General features: G+C 60.8%; 17 protein-coding genes. 12 read left to right on the top strand and 5 right to left on the bottom strand.

Features of this window, described 5'->3' with window-relative positions; translation table 11 throughout:
- Nucleotide 1 precedes the first annotated feature (1 nt).
- Together pyrF and gmk are read left to right on the top strand one after the other, a co-directional pair.
- Complete coding sequence (pyrF, locus tag KSX58_RS10480) at nt 2-940, top strand: orotidine-5'-phosphate decarboxylase (protein WP_117320337.1); 939 nt, start codon at nt 2-4, stop codon at nt 938-940.
- 60 nt (nt 941-1000) lie between these two features.
- A complete protein-coding gene (gene gmk, locus KSX58_RS10475; protein ID WP_003808618.1) occupies nt 1001-1588 on the top strand; it encodes a guanylate kinase in 588 nt (195 codons plus the stop codon).
- Between the two features lie 87 nt (nt 1589-1675).
- On the opposite strand, the gene ilvD is transcribed toward gmk, so the two are convergent.
- Nucleotides 1676-3535, bottom strand: a complete 1860-nt coding sequence (ilvD, locus tag KSX58_RS07055) for a dihydroxy-acid dehydratase (protein WP_003808620.1) — start codon at nt 3533-3535, stop codon at nt 1676-1678.
- A 214-nt stretch (nt 3536-3749) separates the two neighbouring features.
- Here ilvD and rpoZ point away from each other — a divergent pair, with 214 nt between their 5' ends.
- The 5 genes from rpoZ to fmt all read left to right on the top strand — a co-directional run bounded on the left by rpoZ (nt 3750) and on the right by fmt (nt 9556).
- A complete protein-coding gene (gene rpoZ, locus KSX58_RS07050; RefSeq protein WP_011742982.1) occupies nt 3750-4034 on the top strand; it encodes a DNA-directed RNA polymerase subunit omega in 285 nt (94 codons plus the stop codon).
- Between the two features lie 173 nt (nt 4035-4207).
- The gene (gene metK / locus KSX58_RS07045; protein WP_033499182.1) at nt 4208-5422 is read left to right on the top strand and encodes a methionine adenosyltransferase; all 1215 of its coding nucleotides are present in this window, start codon (nt 4208-4210) and stop codon (nt 5420-5422) included.
- Nucleotides 5423-5480: 58 nt separating this feature from the next.
- Entirely contained in the window at nt 5481-7712 is a 2232-nt protein-coding gene (locus KSX58_RS07040; protein ID WP_217735663.1) for a primosomal protein N', read from the top strand.
- Nucleotides 7713-7778: 66 nt separating this feature from the next.
- Nucleotides 7779-8489, top strand: coding sequence for an HAD family phosphatase (locus tag KSX58_RS07035; RefSeq protein ID WP_011742985.1), 711 nt, complete (start codon nt 7779-7781; stop codon nt 8487-8489).
- A gap of 104 nt (nt 8490-8593) precedes the next feature.
- Nucleotides 8594-9556: a methionyl-tRNA formyltransferase gene (gene fmt / locus KSX58_RS07030; RefSeq protein WP_003808630.1), complete on the top strand. Its 963-nt coding sequence runs from the start codon at nt 8594-8596 to the stop codon at nt 9554-9556.
- Nucleotides 9557-9707: 151 nt separating this feature from the next.
- Here the strand turns inward: fmt and serB are convergent, their stop codons facing one another.
- On the bottom strand, nt 9708-10391 hold the full coding sequence (gene serB, locus KSX58_RS07025; protein WP_217730809.1) for a phosphoserine phosphatase SerB: 684 nt from the start codon (nt 10389-10391) through the stop codon (nt 9708-9710).
- Between the two features lie 73 nt (nt 10392-10464).
- Between serB and arc the strand changes: the two genes are divergently transcribed.
- The 5 genes from arc to pafA all read left to right on the top strand — a co-directional run bounded on the left by arc (nt 10465) and on the right by pafA (nt 16384).
- Entirely contained in the window at nt 10465-12012 is a 1548-nt protein-coding gene (gene arc / locus KSX58_RS07020) for a proteasome ATPase (RefSeq protein WP_050750177.1), read from the top strand.
- Between the two features lie 71 nt (nt 12013-12083).
- Nucleotides 12084-13667 carry a depupylase/deamidase Dop gene (gene dop, locus KSX58_RS07015; RefSeq protein ID WP_070122841.1) on the top strand — a complete coding sequence of 528 codons (1584 nt, stop codon included), beginning with the start codon at nt 12084-12086 and terminating at the stop codon, nt 13665-13667.
- A gap of 134 nt (nt 13668-13801) precedes the next feature.
- Nucleotides 13802-14632 carry an inositol monophosphatase family protein gene (locus KSX58_RS07010; protein ID WP_117565601.1) on the top strand — a complete coding sequence of 277 codons (831 nt, stop codon included), beginning with the start codon at nt 13802-13804 and terminating at the stop codon, nt 14630-14632.
- Nucleotides 14633-14726: 94 nt separating this feature from the next.
- Complete coding sequence (locus KSX58_RS07005; protein ID WP_021913941.1) at nt 14727-14918, top strand: ubiquitin-like protein Pup; 192 nt, start codon at nt 14727-14729, stop codon at nt 14916-14918.
- Nucleotides 14918-16384 carry a Pup--protein ligase gene (gene pafA, locus KSX58_RS07000; RefSeq protein ID WP_003808643.1) on the top strand — a complete coding sequence of 489 codons (1467 nt, stop codon included), beginning with the start codon at nt 14918-14920 and terminating at the stop codon, nt 16382-16384. Before KSX58_RS07005 ends, pafA begins: the two co-directional genes overlap by 1 nt.
- 73 nt (nt 16385-16457) lie before the next feature.
- Here the strand turns inward: pafA and KSX58_RS06995 are convergent, their stop codons facing one another.
- The 3 genes from KSX58_RS06995 to KSX58_RS06985 form a co-directional block, all read right to left on the bottom strand.
- The gene (locus KSX58_RS06995) at nt 16458-17258 is read right to left on the bottom strand and encodes a dioxygenase (protein ID WP_003808645.1); all 801 of its coding nucleotides are present in this window, start codon (nt 17256-17258) and stop codon (nt 16458-16460) included.
- Complete coding sequence (locus tag KSX58_RS06990; protein WP_003808647.1) at nt 17255-17614, bottom strand: hypothetical protein; 360 nt, start codon at nt 17612-17614, stop codon at nt 17255-17257. Before KSX58_RS06990 ends, KSX58_RS06995 begins: the two co-directional genes overlap by 4 nt.
- 143 nt (nt 17615-17757) lie before the next feature.
- The gene (locus tag KSX58_RS06985) at nt 17758-18039 is read right to left on the bottom strand and encodes an HU family DNA-binding protein (protein WP_003808664.1); all 282 of its coding nucleotides are present in this window, start codon (nt 18037-18039) and stop codon (nt 17758-17760) included.
- Nucleotides 18040-18145 lie beyond the last annotated feature (106 nt).

Raw genomic sequence — 18145 nt, 5'->3', positions numbered from 1 at the left:
GATGAGTAGCCCCAGCAGTGAGGAAGTGAATGCCCAGCGTTCGGATTTCGGTCTGCGACTGAGCAATTCAATGGCCAAATACGGCCCGTTGTGCGTCGGCATCGACCCGCATCGGCAGCTCCTCACTGACTGGGGCTATAACGTCGACGCGTTGGGGGCGGAGCTGTATTCCATGCGCATGCTGCAGGCGGCCAATGGCCGTGCCGCAGCTGTCAAATTCCAGTCCTCCATGTTCGAGCGGTACGGTTCCAAAGGCATCGCCGCGCTTGAACGCGTGCTCTATGCGGCACGGCAGATGGGTGTCATCACCATCGTCGACTGCCTGCATGGCGGCCTGCCGACCACGATTTCCGCGTTCGCGGACGCCTATTTCAAGCCGGGCGCGCCATTGCTGGCAGACGCCATCACCCTGCTGCCGTATTACGGCGCACGGTCATTGGGAGGCGTCATCAATGACGCGCTCAACAACGGCAGGGGCGTGTTCATCGCATCGTTGACGTCCAACCAGGAAGGCGCCAGCCTGCAGACGGCGATTCGTCAGGCAGGCGAATACAAGGGCAAAACAGTGGCGTACGGCATCGCCAGCACTGCTCAGAAATTCAATAAGGGCAATGATGGAATGGGTTCCGTCGGCCTTATCATCGGCGCCACCATCGGGCAGTGGATCAACGATTCGGGCGTCGACCCGGCCAAGTTCACCGGACCGATTCTTTCCCCAGGCTACGGATGGCAGGGAGCGGAGACACGCGATCTGAAGACCGTGTTCAAAGGCACCAAGGGCAATGTGCTGGTTACGGTATCTCGTTCCATCGCCACGCACGGTCCCGACATCGCAAAATTGACCGAAGCCACCGCGTCGGTCGCCGGGGATATTCGGCAGGCATTGACCGAGGCTCAAAACGAAAGCGCCGATGATGCGGCTGACGGAGACGCCGAATAAATTCTTTTTCTGAATAGCTTCCTTTTTGGAAAACAAGACATAACCAAGAGTGGGGATGGAATGGCTGATTCTCAACATGGACGTTTGATTGTGCTCTGCGGACCCGCCGGAGTGGGCAAAGGCACTGTTCTGGGGCGCGTACGCGAACAGCACCCCGAAATCTGGCTGTCGGTGTCCGCCACGACACGCCAGCCTCGTCCGGGCGAAGTGGACGGCGTGAACTATTTCTTCATGACCGAACCTGAATTCCTGGCCAAAGAAAAGGCGGGGGAGTTTCTCGAAACCGCCGACGTGTTCGGCCTCGCCCACTACGGCACACCCGTGAAACCAGTCGTGGAACATCTGGAACGCAATATCCCCGTGGTCTTGGAAATCGACCTACAAGGAGCCCGGACGGTCAAACGGCGCGCGAAGGAACTCGGCCTCGAAGTGCTTACCGTGTTCATTGAGCCGCCGTCCTTCGAAGAACTGAAACGTCGTCTGATCGGCCGTGGCACCGAAACCCCTCAACAGCAGGCCAAAAGGCTTGAGACCGCCAAGGTCGAGTTGGCCGCTGCGCCGGAATTCGACAAACGCATCGTCAATAACGTGGTCGACGAGGCCGCAGACGAGCTTTGGCACATCATCGCCGAAGAGTTCGGCCTGTAATCCGTCAATCCGACTATCCAGCCAATAAAAACCGGCATACGAAAAGGGCCTGCACGAAATCGCGCAGGCCCTTTTCGTATGTTTGTCTCAGGCGAGACCGGACAGCTTGTCGATCAGCTCCGGATCACGGGTCGCTCCCTTGTCAGCGGAGCGGGCGAAGGCGGCGTAAGCCTTCAGAGCCTGAGAAACCTTGCGATCACGATGGGCGACATAGCCATCGCCGGCCTCCAGCTCGGCGCGGCGCTGAGCCAGCTCCTCGTCGGAAAGCTCGACGTTCACCGTACGGTTCGGAATGTCGATGTTGATGATGTCGCCGTTCTTGATCAGAGCGATCGGGCCCTTGTTCGCGGCCTCAGGCGCGATGTGTCCGATCGCCAGACCGGAAGAACCTCCGGAATAGCGGCCGTCGGTGAGCATGGCCACCTGCTTGCCGATGCCCTTGCCCTTCACGAAGGAGGTCGGGTACAGCATCTCCTGCATGCCCGGACCGCCCTTCGGGCCTTCGTAACGGATGACCAGAGCCATGCCCGGCTTCAACGTGTCGTTGAGGATGACCTCGATGGCCTGCTCCTGGGATTCGACGACCAGCGCCGGTCCGCGGAACGTCCAGATCTCCTTCGGCACGCCTGCGGTCTTCACCACGCAGCCGTCAGGCGCGAGGTTGCCGCGCAGCACGGCCAGACCGCCTTCGGTGACCGCCGGATGGTCGATATCGTGGATGGCGCCGTTGACACGGTCACGATCGAGCGAATCGAACAGCGTGGTGTGCGTCCACGGTTCGGGGGAGACGATGTGGCCCGGAGCGGCCAGATACATCTGCTTGGCTTCCTCGGTGCAGGTGTCGCGCATGATGTCCCAGTCGTTAAGCTTGTCTTCCAACGACTTGTAATCAATGGAATGCACGTCGCGGTGCAGCTTGCCGGCACGGTCAAGCTCGCCGAGGATGCCGGTGATGCCGCCGGCGCGGTGCACATCGGAAATCTCCCATTCGCCGGACGGCGACGCCTTGCAGATGCACGGCACGGTGTGGGAGATACGCTCGATGTCATCCAGTGTGAAGTCCACGTCGGCGGACTGCGCCATGGCGAGGATATGCAGCACGGTGTTGGTGGAACCGCCCATGGCCACATCCATGGTCATGGCGTTCTCGAAAGCCTTCTTGGTGGCGATGGAACGCGGCAGCACGGAATCGTCGTCATCGTCGTAATACTGCTTGGCGATCTTCACCACCTGCTCGGCGGCGCGCTTGAACAGGTCCTTGCGGTAGGAATGGGAGGCCAGAATGGTGCCGTTGCCCGGCAGAGCCAGACCGATGGCCTCGGTCAGGCAGTTCATGGAGTTGGCGGTGAACATGCCGGCGCAGGAACCGCAGGTCGGGCAGACGGTCTTCTCGTAGGCGAGCAGATCCTCTTCGTTCAGATTGTCATCGGCGGAGGCGTACATCACGTCGATCAGATCGGTGTTCTTCTTCACGGTGCCGTCGGGCAGCACGGTGGTGCCGGCCTCCATCGGACCGCCGGAAACGAACACGGTCGGAATGTTGAGTCGCAGCGCGGCCATCAGCATGCCCGGCACGACCTTGTCGCAGTTCGGGATGCAGATCAGCGCGTCGGCGCAGTGCGCGTTCACCTGATATTCCACGGTATCGGCGATGATGTCGCGGCTCGGCAGGGAGTACAGCATGCCGGTGTGGCCCATGGCGATGCCGTCATCAACGGCCATCGTGTTGAACTCGCGCGGAATGCCGCCGGCTTCCTTGATGGCATCGGAAATCAGACGGCCCACTTTGTTCAGGTGCACATGTCCCGGCAGGAACTCGTCGAAGGAATTGGCGATGGCGATGATCGGCTTGCCGAAATCCTTGCCATCCACACCGGCGGCGCGGTAGAGGGCGCGAGCGCCCGCGAATACTCGTCCATTCATTAGTTTTGCAGATCGCATTTCCATGCCTCCTATTGTGCTGGCTAAACGGGACACGTGTTTTGTCAAGAGTCACTATGTGGAAATTTTCGGAAAACCGTGTGATTCCCTTACAGGTTGGATAACTACGCTGGTGGAGAAGGCCTGTGGGAGAGGCAAGGTTGAGGTCCAGTGGATTGCCTATACTAATGATTTTGGAAAAGAAGCTTTTGGCTTATCTGATGATTTGGAGATAATCACTATGGCATTCGGCACTGAGCCAACCCCGACCGGTCTTGCGGATCCGCCGATCGACGATTTGATGGAGCATGCGGACTCCAAGTACGCTCTGGCCATTTTCGCGGCCAAGCGTGCCCGCCAGATCAATTCCTATTTCACCCAGCTCAATGAGGGTCTGCTGCAGAACGTCGGCCCGCTGGTGGAATACCAGAATCAGGAGAAGCCGCTGTCCATCGCGTTCCGCGAGATCAACAGTGGTCTGCTTGAGGAAACCCTTGGTGAGGACGATCTGACCGAAGGCAACTGATCTACACGGTTCCCATAGAGGGACTGGCATCATTTTTCATTCGCCCCGATACCTGAGCGGTGCGCTTTGAATAGTCAACAATTAACTATTGATTGCGTCTGTGAAGGACGGGGCGTTTTTCGTGGGCGATCACAGGATGCGAACGGTTGGGTGTTCGCGAAAGGAGCAGCCGTATGGCTGAATTGAAGTTGATTTCCGCCGAGTCGGTGACGGAGGGCCATCCGGATAAGGTCTGCGACCAGATTTCTGATGCGATTCTCGACGATATGCTCGCGCAGGATCCGCATTCCCATGTCGCCGTGGAGACCTGCGCCACGGTCGGACAGTTCTTCGTGTTCGGTGAGGTGACCAGCGAAGGCTATTCCGACATCCAGAACATCGTGCGCTCCGTGGTGCGCAATATCGGCTACACCAGCTCCCGCGTGGGACTTGACGCCGATTCCTGCGGTGTGACGGTGTCGCTTACCGAGCAAAGTCCGGAAATCAACCAGGGCGTTGCCCGGTTGAGTGGCGAGGAGGAGTCGAAGGCGTCCCGTGAACAGCGGTATGAGGCGCAAGGCGCGGGCGACCAAGGCGTGATGTTCGGCTATGCGTGCGACGAGACCGACGTGCTTATGCCGTTGCCGATTCATCTGGCGCACCGTCTGGCGTATCGTCTCGCCGAAGTGCGCAAGAGCGGCGAGGTGCCGCATCTTCGTCCGGATGGCAAGACGCAGGTGACCATCGAATACGACGACGATGACCATCCCGTGCGTCTCGACACCGTGCTGGTCTCCACCCAGCACGACCCGGAAGTGGACCAGACATGGCTTAAGGAACAGCTCACCGAACATGTGATCCGTCCGGTGCTGGATGACGTGCTCGCCGACCGTGTGGCCCACGACGAATACCGCGTGCTGGTGAATCCGACCGGCTCGTTCATCCTCGGCGGTCCGGCAGCCGACGCCGGTCTGACCGGCCGCAAGATCATCGTCGACACCTACGGCGGCGCTGCCCACCATGGCGGCGGCGCGTTCTCCGGCAAGGATCCGAGCAAGGTGGATCGTTCCGCGGCCTATGCGGCACGCTGGGTGGCCAAGAACATCGTGGCCGCCGGCCTTGCCCACAAGGTCGAGGTGCAGGTCGCCTACGCCATCGGCGTGGCCGATCCGGTGTCCATCAACGTGGAGACCTACGGCACCGAGATCGGTGTGACCCGCGAGCAGATCCAGCAGGCGGTGCGCAAGGTGTTCGACCTGCGTCCCGCCGCCATCATCGACGAGCTTGACCTGAAGCGTCCGATCTACTCCAAGACCGCGGCCTACGGCCATTTCGGTCGCGAGGATGCCGACTTCACTTGGGAAGCCACCAACATGGTCGACGAACTCAAGGAGGCCATCAAGGCTTGAAAACGCGGCCGACGTCCTACGATGAAACAGGCGTCGGCGCATGCGTTACCCTTGCATTATGACCAATGAGGATGCCGAGCAGCTGGCGCTTGACGGGCTTGCCCCGCGCAAGCGGCGCAAACGCGCGCCCGCCGTCAAAACGCCAGCCTCCGAACATCCCATAGCCCAAGTGGTGCTGGACATCCAGGCCACGCATCTGGGACAGACCTTCGACTATTTCGTCGAGGAAAAATACTCTGCGGCCGCCCAACCCGGCGTGATGGTGCGCGTCCGCTTCGGCGGGCAGCGGGTCAACGGCATCATATGGAAACGCGCCGATACCAGCGCCACACCCGAATCATCGATACGTTACATCGAACGTGTGGTCACCGACCGTGTGCTCGTTCCCGAATCCATGCGCGACGATATGACGCGCATCGCGGACGCGTTCGGCGGCACGCGCGCCAATATCCTCCGCCTGGCAGTGCCGCCGCGCGTGGCAAAAGTCGAAAGCCAGCTGCGCGTCGGCAATCGCGATGCCGCAGGAACCGCGGCGGGCAAACAACGGCTCGCCGCCGTCGACCAGGAGATATACGGCCAGTTGCAACGTCAATACGGCAACATCAATCTGCTGCATGACGCGCTGCAAGGCAGACGTTTCCAATCGTTCGTCTTCGACCTGCTACCCGGTGCCGACCATTGGCGGCGCTGCGCGGCATGGATGGTGGCCGCGGCGCTCGCTCAGAACAAGCCGGCGGTGCTGGTGCTGCCGACCATGCGGGAGATCGCCGACATGACTGAGACCCTACGGTCGGTCGGCTTGAAACCATTCGCTCCGACTGGGGCCGCGAACGGCGTCTATGACGGCGATTTCGCGGTGCTCAACGCGCAGATGGCGCCAGCCGACCGTTACCGGGCATATCTCGCGATCAGCTGCGGACAAGTGCGTTGCGTGCTGGGCACGCGCGCCGCCATGTACGCGCCGGTGGAAGGCAACGCGCTGTTCCTCATCCTTGATGACGTGTGCTACCAGGACGCCGACGGCATGATGCCGTACGCCAACGCGCGCGGTGTGCTTCGGCTCCGCGCGAAATCGCATAACGGCGTGTTCGTCGCGATGGCCAATGCGCGCAGCGCGCAAAGCCAATGGGAAACCGACGCGGCGCACGTCGGAGACACGCAGGTGAGCGGCTTCAGCACGCCCATACACGCGTTGCCGGCCGTGACCAAGGAAGCGTCTCCATGGATTCGCTGGCTCAATCGCGACGAGCTGGCACGACTCGCCGATCCGACCATCGGCGCACGCGTGCCACACACCGCGGTCCGGATACTGTCCAAAGCTTTGGAAACCGGTCCGGTGCTGCTGTCCATACCGCAGGACGGCATCACCGAAGCGTTAAGCTGCTCGAAATGCCACCGCCAAGTGCGATGCGCGCGTTGCACGGGACCATTGGAACGGTTGGCGGACGGAACGATTCGATGCCGCTGGTGCGGCGCCGCCACCGTGCAATGGTCATGCCCGACATGCCATAACGAGCGCATGCGCGTGGTCAGGGTCGGCGCCGCCGGAACCGCGATGGAACTGGCCAGACTGTTCCGTGGCGTGCCGATGGTGCTGTCCACGCCAAGCCAGCCAAGAGGCGTCGTGTCCGATATCGGATTCGCTCCGCAACTGGTCATCGCCACGCCCGGCGCGGAGCCGCGTGTGCGCGGGGAGAGTCCGGCACAATGCGAATACCGTGCCGTGGCCATCCTCGACGCGTGGACCAGTTTGTATGCGTCCGGCATCGACGCCGATGTGGACACGTTGACCGGATGGATGCGCGCGGTGTCGCTGTGCGCGCCGCGGACCCGTGGAGGACAGGCGCTGCTGATCGGGGAAACAGATCCCGTGCTCGCACGATCGTTGATGCTGTGGAATTCGCCGATGCTTGCCCAAGTCGAAGTGGAGGACCGCGCCCAGACCGCGCTGCCGCCGGTATTCGCCGCGGCCTGCGTGTGGGGCCGACGAGATGCGGTTGGGACGATGTTGAAACGAATCGGCGCGTTGGCCGGTGGCGACATGGCCACCATCGACACGATCGCCGGTACGATGCCGTCCGTCTTGGGGCCGGTGCCGATTCCGCAGCCACGCACCATCGATTCACGTGAATTGGAAGGCACCGCGGACAGGGTCAAAGCAGTCGTGCGCGTCCCACAGGGCAGACGTGCCGAATTGGCGTTGCGGCTGCGTTCGGCAAGCGCCCGCCACGTGGCTTCACGCGAGCCTGGGGAACTGCGATTCCAGATGGATCCGAAGGAACGCATCTGACGGACGTCCCCTCAACGTGAAACACTGGAACGACTGATGACGTTGACGTTAGGAATGGAGAAACGCATGAAAGGCTGGCCGGGAGAGCCGCAAATGGAATATGACGTGCTTATGGCCGACGGCAACGCCGCTGCGAACGCCGGCCGGCAGATCACCGACGTGATCTTCGATTTCGGCAACGTGCTTATCTATTGGGATCCGGCGGCGGTGATGACCCCACGGTACTCGGACGGACTGGTGGAACAGTTCCTCGACAATGACGTTTCCGGCTTCTACGACATCAACAACGAACTGGACGCCGGCATGTCCAATGACGATGGCGTGGCTCTGATGCGTGAACGCCACGGAGACCAGTGGGCCGATATGATGCGGTACTATCTGGACAATTTCGTCGATTCGCTGACCGGCGTGGTGCCAGGCGCGCGCGTGCTCATCAACGATCTGAAAGCAGCCGGCGTCCACGTATGGGGCTTGAGCAACTGGCAGAAGGACCTGTTCCCGGTGGCGCTCGACCATTACGACATTCTGTGCAGTCTTGAGGACCGCGTGGTGTCCGGTTACGTGGGACTGCGCAAACCGCACCGCGATATTTACGATTACGCTCTAAAACAGTTCGGCATCGACGCTTCCGGCGCGCTGTTCGTGGATGACAAGGCGATGAACATCGTCGGCGCGAACGAAGCCGGCATTCGCGGCGTACGGTTCAAGGATGCCCGCGCGTTGCGCACCCTGCTGATCGACGCGGGCGTGGCGATTCCCGCGGTACATGAAAAATAACGACATACGCAGATTAGACAGACGGTTGTGCTTGCGGTCGCTATGCGGGATCGACGCATACGGTCGCATGCATTGATGGATATGAAGGTGAGGAGATTCGTCTCATGTTGAAAGTGCTGTTCGCAGGTACGCCGGATGTGGCGGTGCCGTCGTTGAAACTATTGGCCCAGGATACCGAGCATTTCGAAGTGGTGGCCGTGCTCACCAGGCCGGACGCGCCAACCGGACGAGGTCGCAAACTGGTGGCGAATCCAGTCAAGCAGGCCGCGCTCGAACTCGGTCTGCCGGTCATCGAATCCGATCCGAGCGAGGAAACGTTCGTGTCCGAGCTTGCGGCCACCGGCGCACAGGCCGCCGCTGTGGTGGCGTACGGCAAGATCCTGAAACAGGACGTGCTCGACGCGCTGCCGATGGGTTGGTACAACCTGCATTTCTCCCTGCTGCCCCAATGGCGTGGCGCCGCTCCGGTGCAACGTTCCATCTGGGCGGGGGAGAAGGTGACGGGCGCCACCGTGTTCCGTATCGTCCGTGCCATGGACGCCGGCCCGATTCTGGCGCAATCCACCGTGGAAATCGGCGCGCACGAGACCGCCGGAGAATTGCTGGGACGTTTGGCCGAAGACGGCTCGCATCTGCTCGCAGCCTCGTTGCAGGCGCTGGCCGATGATCAGATCGCACCGGTGGAACAGCCTGCCGGAGCGTATGAGGTCGCGCAGAAGATCACCGTGGAGGACGCGCATATCCGCTTCGACGTGCCGGTATTCGCCGCCGACCGCCAGATTCGCGCATGCACGCCGAATCCGGGAGCCTGGTGCGAACTGCATGCCCATGCGGACGCCGAACCGGCGACCCTGCACGTATTGCGCGCGCAGCCGGCCGACATATCCAATCCGAACGCACCGGCATCGCTTGAACCCGGCCATATCGTGGCCGGCAAGAAGAACGTGTGGGTCGGCACCTCCACCGAGCCGCTCGAGCTGCTGGAAGTTAAAGCGCAAGGCAAGAAAGCCATGCGCGCCGCCGACTGGGCCCGTGGCGCCCACCTCGATAACGCCTTCTGTGAGTAAGATTTTTGTTTCTACTGTAAGTATGTGAGTAGCTGCGGCGTCCGCGACCGGCGGGCGGCATGCATTGACGACACGCTCCGGGCCGCTCAGGCCAAGTCTTTACGGTCTTACAACGCATGCCGCCCACCGGTCGCTCGTAGGTGCGGAAAAGTTATTTGAGATAATCGAGGATTTTCGCCAGATTACGTTCATTGAGCCGGTGCGGAGCATCCTCCTGCACTTTCGGTTTGGCGCAGAACGCCACGCCAAGACCGGCCGCATGAATCATCGGCAGATCGTTCGCGCCGTCGCCAACCGCAACGGTCTGCGCCATATCGATGCCCATCCGCGCGGCCCACGCGCGCAACGATTCCAGCTTCGTATCCTTCGTGACGATATCGCCCAGCACGTGTCCCGTCAGCCTGCCATCGGCAGCCTCCAAACGGTTCGCAATCCAATAATCGAGATGCGCATCGGCCGCGAGACGGTCCACAACCTCGTGAAAACCACCGGAGACCACGCCGACCTTCCAATCATGCGCGTGAAGCGTGTCAATCAGTTCAAGCGCGCCATGCGTGAAATGCACGCGATGGTAGACCTCATCGAAAATCGTGGTCGGCAGACCCTTCAATAACGCCACGCGTGCGCGCAGCGCCTCGCGGAAATCAAGCTCGCCGTTCATGGCTCGAGCGGTGACGGACGCTATCTGCTCGCCGACTCCCGCGGCCACGCCGAGCTCGTCGATGACCTCTTCGTCGATCAACGTGGAATCCACATCCATCACCAGCAGTCCGGGAGCGGACAGCGTGGGCAGGGATGCCATGGATGCGATGTTCGGCGTTTCTTGTTCAAGCATGGTTCCGATTGTCGGAAATCATTAGGACAATGGGTATTCTTGAGGGTTGAACGTGTTGGAAAGCGAGGTCGACATGAACGATCATGACGAAGAGACGCTCGCGTCGCTGCAGCAGGCCAACGACCAGCTCATGGCCAAGAACCATGCGCTGGTCAAGGCGTTGAGCCGCGCCACGCAGGAAATGACGAAAACCAAGGCCCAATTGAACCAGCTGGCGGGGCCTCCCATGACTTTCGCCACCATGGTCCGCGTGCATTCAGCCAAAACGGACGAGCAGGGCGTGCAGCATGCCAGCGCCGAAGTGGCTGCCGGCGCGAGACGCATGATCGTGCCGATCGCGGCGAATCTGCAAGCTTCCAGGCTCGAACCGGGACGTACCGTGCTGCTCAACGAGAACATGGTGGTGGTCTCACAGCTCGACACCGACACGCTGGGCGCGGTGCGCTCGGTACGGCAGGTGTGCGATGACGGCCGCCTGCTGGTCGCGGATGGCGGCGGCAACGTGACGTTGGTCCGATGCTCGGGAACGCTTGCCAAACAGGCCATCAGCGCGGGCGATCGCGTGAACGTCGACGCATCTCTGCGGTTCGCGCTTTCGTTGGTTCCCCCCGAAAACGACGACGATTTGGTTCTGGAAGAAGTGCCGGACGTCACCTTCGCCGACATCGGCGGACTGGACGAGCAGATAGAACGTATCCGCGACGCCGTGCAGATGCCGTTCCAGCATCGCGAACTGTTCGAACGCTACGACCTGAAACCGCCGAAAGGCGTGCTGCTGTACGGTCCTCCAGGCAACGGCAAGACACTGATCGCCAAAGCCGTGGCGAACGCGCTCGCCGAAGGCACCGACGCGGGAAGTGGCGTGTTCCTGTCGGTCAAAGGACCGGAGCTGCTTAACAAATTCGTGGGCGAATCGGAACGTCTGATCCGCATGATCTTCAAACGCGCCCGCGAACGAGCGGCCGACGGCAAACCGGTCATCGTGTTCATCGACGAGATGGATTCGCTGCTGCGCACCCGCGGCACGGGCGTTTCGTCCGACGTGGAGACCACCATCGTGCCGCAGTTCCTGACCGAGCTGGACGGTGTGGAATCGCTGGACAACGTCATGGTGATCGGAGCCTCCAACCGCATCGACATGATCGATCCGGCGGTGTTGCGCCCCGGACGCCTCGACGTGAAGATCCGCGTGGACCGTCCGGGCATCCAGCAGGCGACCCAGATCGTCCGCCACTATCTGACAGACAAGCTGCCGTTGTCTCCGAACGTGGATGCGAAGGCGTTGATCGGCGTGCTGGTCAACGACATCTACGCGCAGGACGAGCATCGGCACCTTTGCGACATCTGCGACGACCATGGCCAGTGGCGTCCGGTGTACCTCGCCGACGTGGTGTCCGGCGCGGTGCTCAAGAACATCGTGGACCGTGCCAAAACCTATGCGGTGAAACTGTCCATCACCACCGGACAGGCTGCGGCGATCGGCATCAATCTGCTGGCCAAAGCCGTGGACGAAGAATACGGTGAGACCCGGGACGCGCTGCTGGATGCGGATCCGGAACAGTGGAGCCGCATCAACGGGCTTGAACCCGGACGGGTGACCGGCATCAGACCGGTGGCATGAATGCCGGCCGGCGTATGAATGCTGGACGGTATGGTATGGAACGCAATCTAAATACGGAAAGGAACGGCGCGATGAGCGTTCGCAGGGTCATGGGCACGGAAACGGAATACGCGGTCTCCGCGCCAGGACAAGGCCGCTACAATCCGGTGCAGCTCTCATTCGACGTGGTTGGCGCCGCCTCGGATGCGTCACGCAGCCATATCCGCTGGGACTACCGGCAGGAAGACCCCGTCAACGACGCGCGCGGCACCAGACTGGAACGTGCGGCGGCCCACCCGGACCTGCTCACCGACGCCCCACAGCTCAACATCACCAACGTGATCGCCCCTAACGGGGGTCGTATCTACGTCGACCACGCGCATCCCGAATACTCCGCGCCGGAAACAACCGACCCCTTCGAAGCGGTGCGATACGACCGTGCCGGCGATCTCATCATGCGCGCCGCCGCAGCCAAGGCAAGCGAGACGACGGGACGGAAAATCGTGCTGCACCGCAACAACGTCGACGGCAAAGGAGCCAGCTGGGGCACGCACGAAAACTACATGATGCTGCGGTCGGTACCGTTCGACCTGGTGACACGCCTCATGACCACGCACTTCGTCTCCCGACAGATCTTCATCGGCTCCGGCCGCGTCGGCATCGGCGAACATAGCGAAAACGCCGGCTACCAGCTAAGCCAACGTGCCGACTACTTCCATATGAAAGTCGGTTTGCAGACCACATTCGACCGGCCGATCATCAACACCAGAGACGAATCGCACAGCACCGACGAATACCGCAGACTGCACGTGATCGTCGGCGACGCCAACCGCATGGACGTGCCACAGGCCTTGAAACTCGGCACCACCAGCATGCTGCTGTGGCTGCTCGAACACGCCGACATGGCCGAAATCGACTTGAACGAGGCGCTGGAACCGCTTACGCTCGCCGACCCGGTGGAAGCCATGCACACGGTATCGCACGACCTGACCCTGGCCGCCCCACTACCATTGGAAACAGGTGGAACCACCACCGCATGGCAGATGCAGGTCACTTTGCGTGGACTGGTATATGCGGCCGCGGCAACGGTATACGGCACCGACACATCCGGAGAGCCGGCATGGCCCGACCGCTCCACCCGCAACATCATGGCGATGTGGGGGCAGGCTCTCGCCGACGTCGCCACAGTACGCCATGCCGACGATGACGGACGACTGACGATGCGGGAACAGGCGTCACGTCTCGAATGGCTGCTCAAATGGCAGTTGCTGGAGAAGCTACGCCGCAAGACCGGTTCGGATTGGACCGATCGGCGCCTGGCCGCGGTCGATCTGAAATGGGCCGCGCTCGATCCGGCCGATTCGATTTTCACCCGGCTTGCCGGACAGACCGAACGACTGGTGACGGATAAGCAGCTTGCCGAGGCGGTCGGCCAAGCGCCGGCCGACACACGCGCATGGCTGCGCGCGGAGATCGTACGACGTTTCCCCGAACAGGTCGTTGCGGCGTCGTGGTCCCACCTTACGGTGCGCGGCGAGTCGTCCGGTGATGAAAACGTGGAGAATTCGATGGTCTCGTTGGACATGTCCAATCCGTTGAAATTCACGGAATCCTTGTGTTCCGAAGCGTTCGAGCGTGTCCACACTGCGAGCGGAATCGTGGAATCCCTGCGTTGAATCTCATGTTGTGCGGGTACCATTGCCGTAGGTGATGGTAGAGGCCATACCCATATTCGATGAACCACACGGCAGGACGCTTGAGGGAGAGGGTGCGTCCAAGCCGGTTATGAGGAAACGAAAAGGCATACTACATGGAATTGAGGCAAGTGGCCCTCGAAGTGGCCCGTATCCTGCAAGATGCAGGCAAGCACGCGTTGAACGATCAAATGAATCCGCGTGATCTGAAAAGTTTTGAAATGACGGACAATCATCTGAGCTTCACCTCCGACATCGATAAGCGGTTGGCGCAATTCATCAGCAACCGCATCACGTATGTGGATGTGTTCGATGGTTTCTGGCAGTTCCGTCCGGAAGAATGCCATCCGGGGGAACGGTATTGGTGCGTTGGCGGCATCGACGGCGCGATCAATTTCGTGCGCAGCATGCCGGAATGGACCATCACCGTCTCACTGTTCGAGTTCAACGACCAATGCTCCGCGCAGCCGATCCTTTCGGTGGTGCATGCTCCGGCGCTTGGCCTGACCTATCTGGCGGTGCGCGGATCCGGAGCCATCCGCATCCGCAAGACGCCGCTTGGAGACAAACGCGAGAAGATCATGCCGTCCACCACCCCGTCCCTTGACTATGCGGTGGTGAGCTTCGGCATGTCCCATGTGCCGGAGGAATCCAAGCGCGCGCTTGAAGTGGTGTCGCGTATCGCCGGCCGTCCGGCCGACATCAAGCGCGTCGGCCCCTCCTCCTTGGATTTGTGCAAGGTGGCGGACGGTACATATGACGCGTATTTCGAAGCGCATCTGCACAAGTGGGACGTTCCCGCGGTTTCCGCCGGAGCCGTCGTGGTCTGGGAAGCGCAGGGGCATCTGAGCCGGTGGAACGGCGATCTTGTCCACTGGCGTCAGGAAAACGACGTACTCGCCACCAACGGTCTGATTACCGATGATCTGCGCCAGTATTTGGCATAAGACTGATTGACTGCCCCACACCTGGGTTAAGGTGTGGGGCAGTATGCTATTCGCAGGAGAACCCGCAAAGACGCTTTCGGAGAAAGGAAGGACCATGCCCCAGAAATTTGAGCAGATGCAATCCGCCGAACAAAAACATGACGAGGATGAGACCATTGCGCAGGCTGGCACCCAGATCGATGACACGGTCGATGCGCTTGACGCGGTGCTGGACGACATCGAATCGGTCCTCGAATCCAACGCCGAGGAATATGTGGGCAGCTTCGTCCAAAAAGGCGGCGAGTGATGCCGCAGCTGCGTGACAGCGGCAACCATTCCACAGCGCCGCTTGACGCCCATACCAAGGACGAAATCCAATCCTTCGCCCGTATTTTCGGCATCGAAACCGAATACGGTGTGAGCGTGACCGGTTCGGACCGCCCATGCGACGCCGGACAGACGGCGATGATGATGTTCCAGCCGATTGTGGCCGAAGCGAGATCCACCAACACATATATTGAAAACGGTTCAAGACTCTACCTTGATGTCGGCTCGCACCCCGAGTACGCCACGGCGGAAGCCCGGGATCCGATGGACGCGCTGGCATTGGATGCGGCCGGCGAATTGGTGATGAGGGATCTTGCCCTGGACGCCCAACGTCGTCTGCGCTCCATCCAGGGAGCCGGCTCCACGGTCCATGTGTTCAAAAACAATGTGGATTCCGCCGGGCATTCCTTCGGCTGCCATGAGAATTACCTGGTGCGACGGTTCGTGCCGTTGAAGACGATCGAACAGGAGCTGCTGCCGTTCCTGATCACCCGGCAGCTGTTCACCGGCGCAGGACGTATGGGGGAGCAGGGCTTCCAGATCACGCAGCGTGCCGATTTCCTCGATGAGGCGGTCTCATCGGCCACCACGCGCTCGCGTCCGATGGTCAACACGCGCGACGAACCGCATGCCGATCCTGACGCGTTCAGACGGCTGCATGTGATCATCGGCGATTCGAACCGGTCCCAGTGGGCCACGATGATGAAGCTCGCCACCACGCATCTGGTGTTGTGCGTCATCGAACAGGCCGGGCGCGAAGGCAAGGATTCCGGGTTCGCCCGATTCTCCTTCGCTGACGCCAGTGCGGCCAACCATAAGGTAAGCCGTGACCTGACGGGCGTCGAAGCGTCCTTCGACATGGCAGACGGCACTGTCATGGAAGGCGGTGCCGTAGCGATTCAGGAACGTTATCTTGAAATCGTCGAACGATTCGTTGGACAACATCCCGAAGTGTGCTCCTCGTTGCCGCGCACGGACGTGCATGAGGTGATTCGCCAATGGAGGCGTGTCATAGAGGCGTTCCGCTCGGGGGCTAGCGAAACGTTCGCCGACAAGGTCGATTGGCTTGCCAAACGACGGCTGTTCGACATGCTCCGCAACCGTGCGGGGAGCCGACTCTCCGTCAGCAAGTTGGAACAGTTGGACATGGACTACCATGACGTGGCCAACGGCGCGCTGTACGCCTCGCTGTGCCGTCGCGGAGCCATGCGCACGTTGGTCAACGAGTCACAAGCACATGAGGCCATCGATGTTCCTCCCCACGATACCCGCGCCGCACTGCGTGGACGGTTCATCCAGTCGGCACGATCGCACAACGCGCAATATTCCTGTGATTGGACGCGACTATCGCTGACCTCGCCGAACAGGATGGACGTGACGTTGCTTGATCCGTTCGACGCACAACCGTCCGACCGGTTCCTCACGATACTAGAGGCTTTGCAGTAGCCAAAAGCCTGCGATGGAAGACTCGTCTCCACCGCAGGCTTTTGATATTGGTTGGTCGGATTGTAACTGCCGCTCAGACTTCTCCACGGTATTTGGCCATCATCTGCGACTGGAGTTGTTGCGCGCTTGGCGGCGTCCACGTGATCGCGTCGGCGCCCGCATCAATGGTGGCGAGAATACGGTCTTCACGACCTCCGCCCGAAGCCAGAATCGGGATTTCCGGATGATGCGCGCGGATGCTTGCCACGACTTGCGCGGTTCTTGCACCGGCTGCCACATTGATGATGGCCGCACCGGCAAGAATCTTGCATTCGGTGATTTCATCATCCTCCGTGACCGTGGCGATGACGGGGATGTCCACCATCGACATGGTCGTTTCGATGGTTTCCGCCGGTGCCGGCGCGTTGATGACCACGCCGGCCGCGCCCTGCATCTCCGCCACCATGGCCAGCTCTGCCACACGCGGACCGGTGGTGGTGCCTCCACCCACGCCGACGAACAGCGGCATCTGCGCCACGGTGAGCAACGCCTGCGTGATCACCGGTTCGCCGGTGAAAGGGTACACCGCGAGGATGGCGTTCGCGTTCGTGTTGCGGATAATGACCGCATCGGTGGTATAGGCGAACGATTTGAGCGTATGACCTTTGACGGTGATGCCGCCGCAACGCTGCGTGATGATTTCCGGAACCCTGGCGTTGGGGGAGGTGAGTCTGCCTTCGACCTTCGCCGTACCGTAGGTGCTTCGCGACACGTGCGGCACGGCTGAATGCTGCTCCACAGCCACTGACGCGCTGGGGGTGAATAGCGAACGCTTGTTGAGACGGATGAGATCCGGATCGTCCGCACCGGAATCATGTTCCTGCCCGACGCTCATTCCCGCACCTCCTCATCCGTATGGTTCAGCATGAGGAATTCGTGGATCGCCTTGCGGCGTTCGGAAATCTCCTCATCCAGAAGTTTGGTATCGGTGTTGTCGATGATACGCTGCAGCAGTTCGCCGAGAGTGGAAAGTTCCTCGTCGTTCAGGCAGTCGAGCATATGAACGTCGGCTTCGATGGGTTTGGACGGCTTGGGCCGTGGAACCGTTCCCCGTCTTGCCGCGTCGACGTTCCGCACGTGTGTGGTGGCGCGAGCCACGGTCCGGGCACGTGTCGTTTTGAGCTTGGTGTGGATGAGCAGGATGTTGAGTTTGTGGATTTCGTCGATGATCTGTCTGCGTTGGTCGACCATGACATCCCCCTTTATCTAGTCATATTGTCTAGTATCATAGCGCATAGTGTGGGATGACATTGCCTTTGCCTGTTATAAAAAGAAAAAAGAGAGGTTCCAACCATCCGTGGTTGAAACCTCTCATATAGGTCTGCGTGGTCGACTTACTTGGTGACGGCCTTCTTCAGCAGGGAGCCGGCAGAGATGCGAACGCCGTAGGTTGCCGGAATCTCGATGGTTTCGCCGGTGCGCGGGTTGCGGCCGGTGCGGGCTGCGCGCTTGACGCGCTCGGCGGAGAACAGGCCGGTCAGCTTCAGGCCTTCGCCGGACTGCATTGCCTCGACGAACACGTCCTGGAAAGCGTTCACCGCAGCCTCAGCCTGAGCCTTGGTCAGGTTGGACTTCTGGGCGATCTTCGAGACGAGATCAGACTTGTTGTATGCCATAAAGCATCCTTCTTGAGTCAGGGGATATTCCGCTTATGAACATCCACGTTCATTGCAATGATAGCGCACGCATGTGCCAAAAATGCCATTTTCCAAGGGTTTTGGC

This window comes from Bifidobacterium sp. MSK.17.10, from assembly GCF_019129655.1.
GTDB classification, from domain to species: domain Bacteria; phylum Actinomycetota; class Actinomycetes; order Actinomycetales; family Bifidobacteriaceae; genus Bifidobacterium; species Bifidobacterium adolescentis.
Note: the sequence above shows the minus strand (reverse complement) of the source record. Positions and strands in the feature narration are given on the sequence as shown.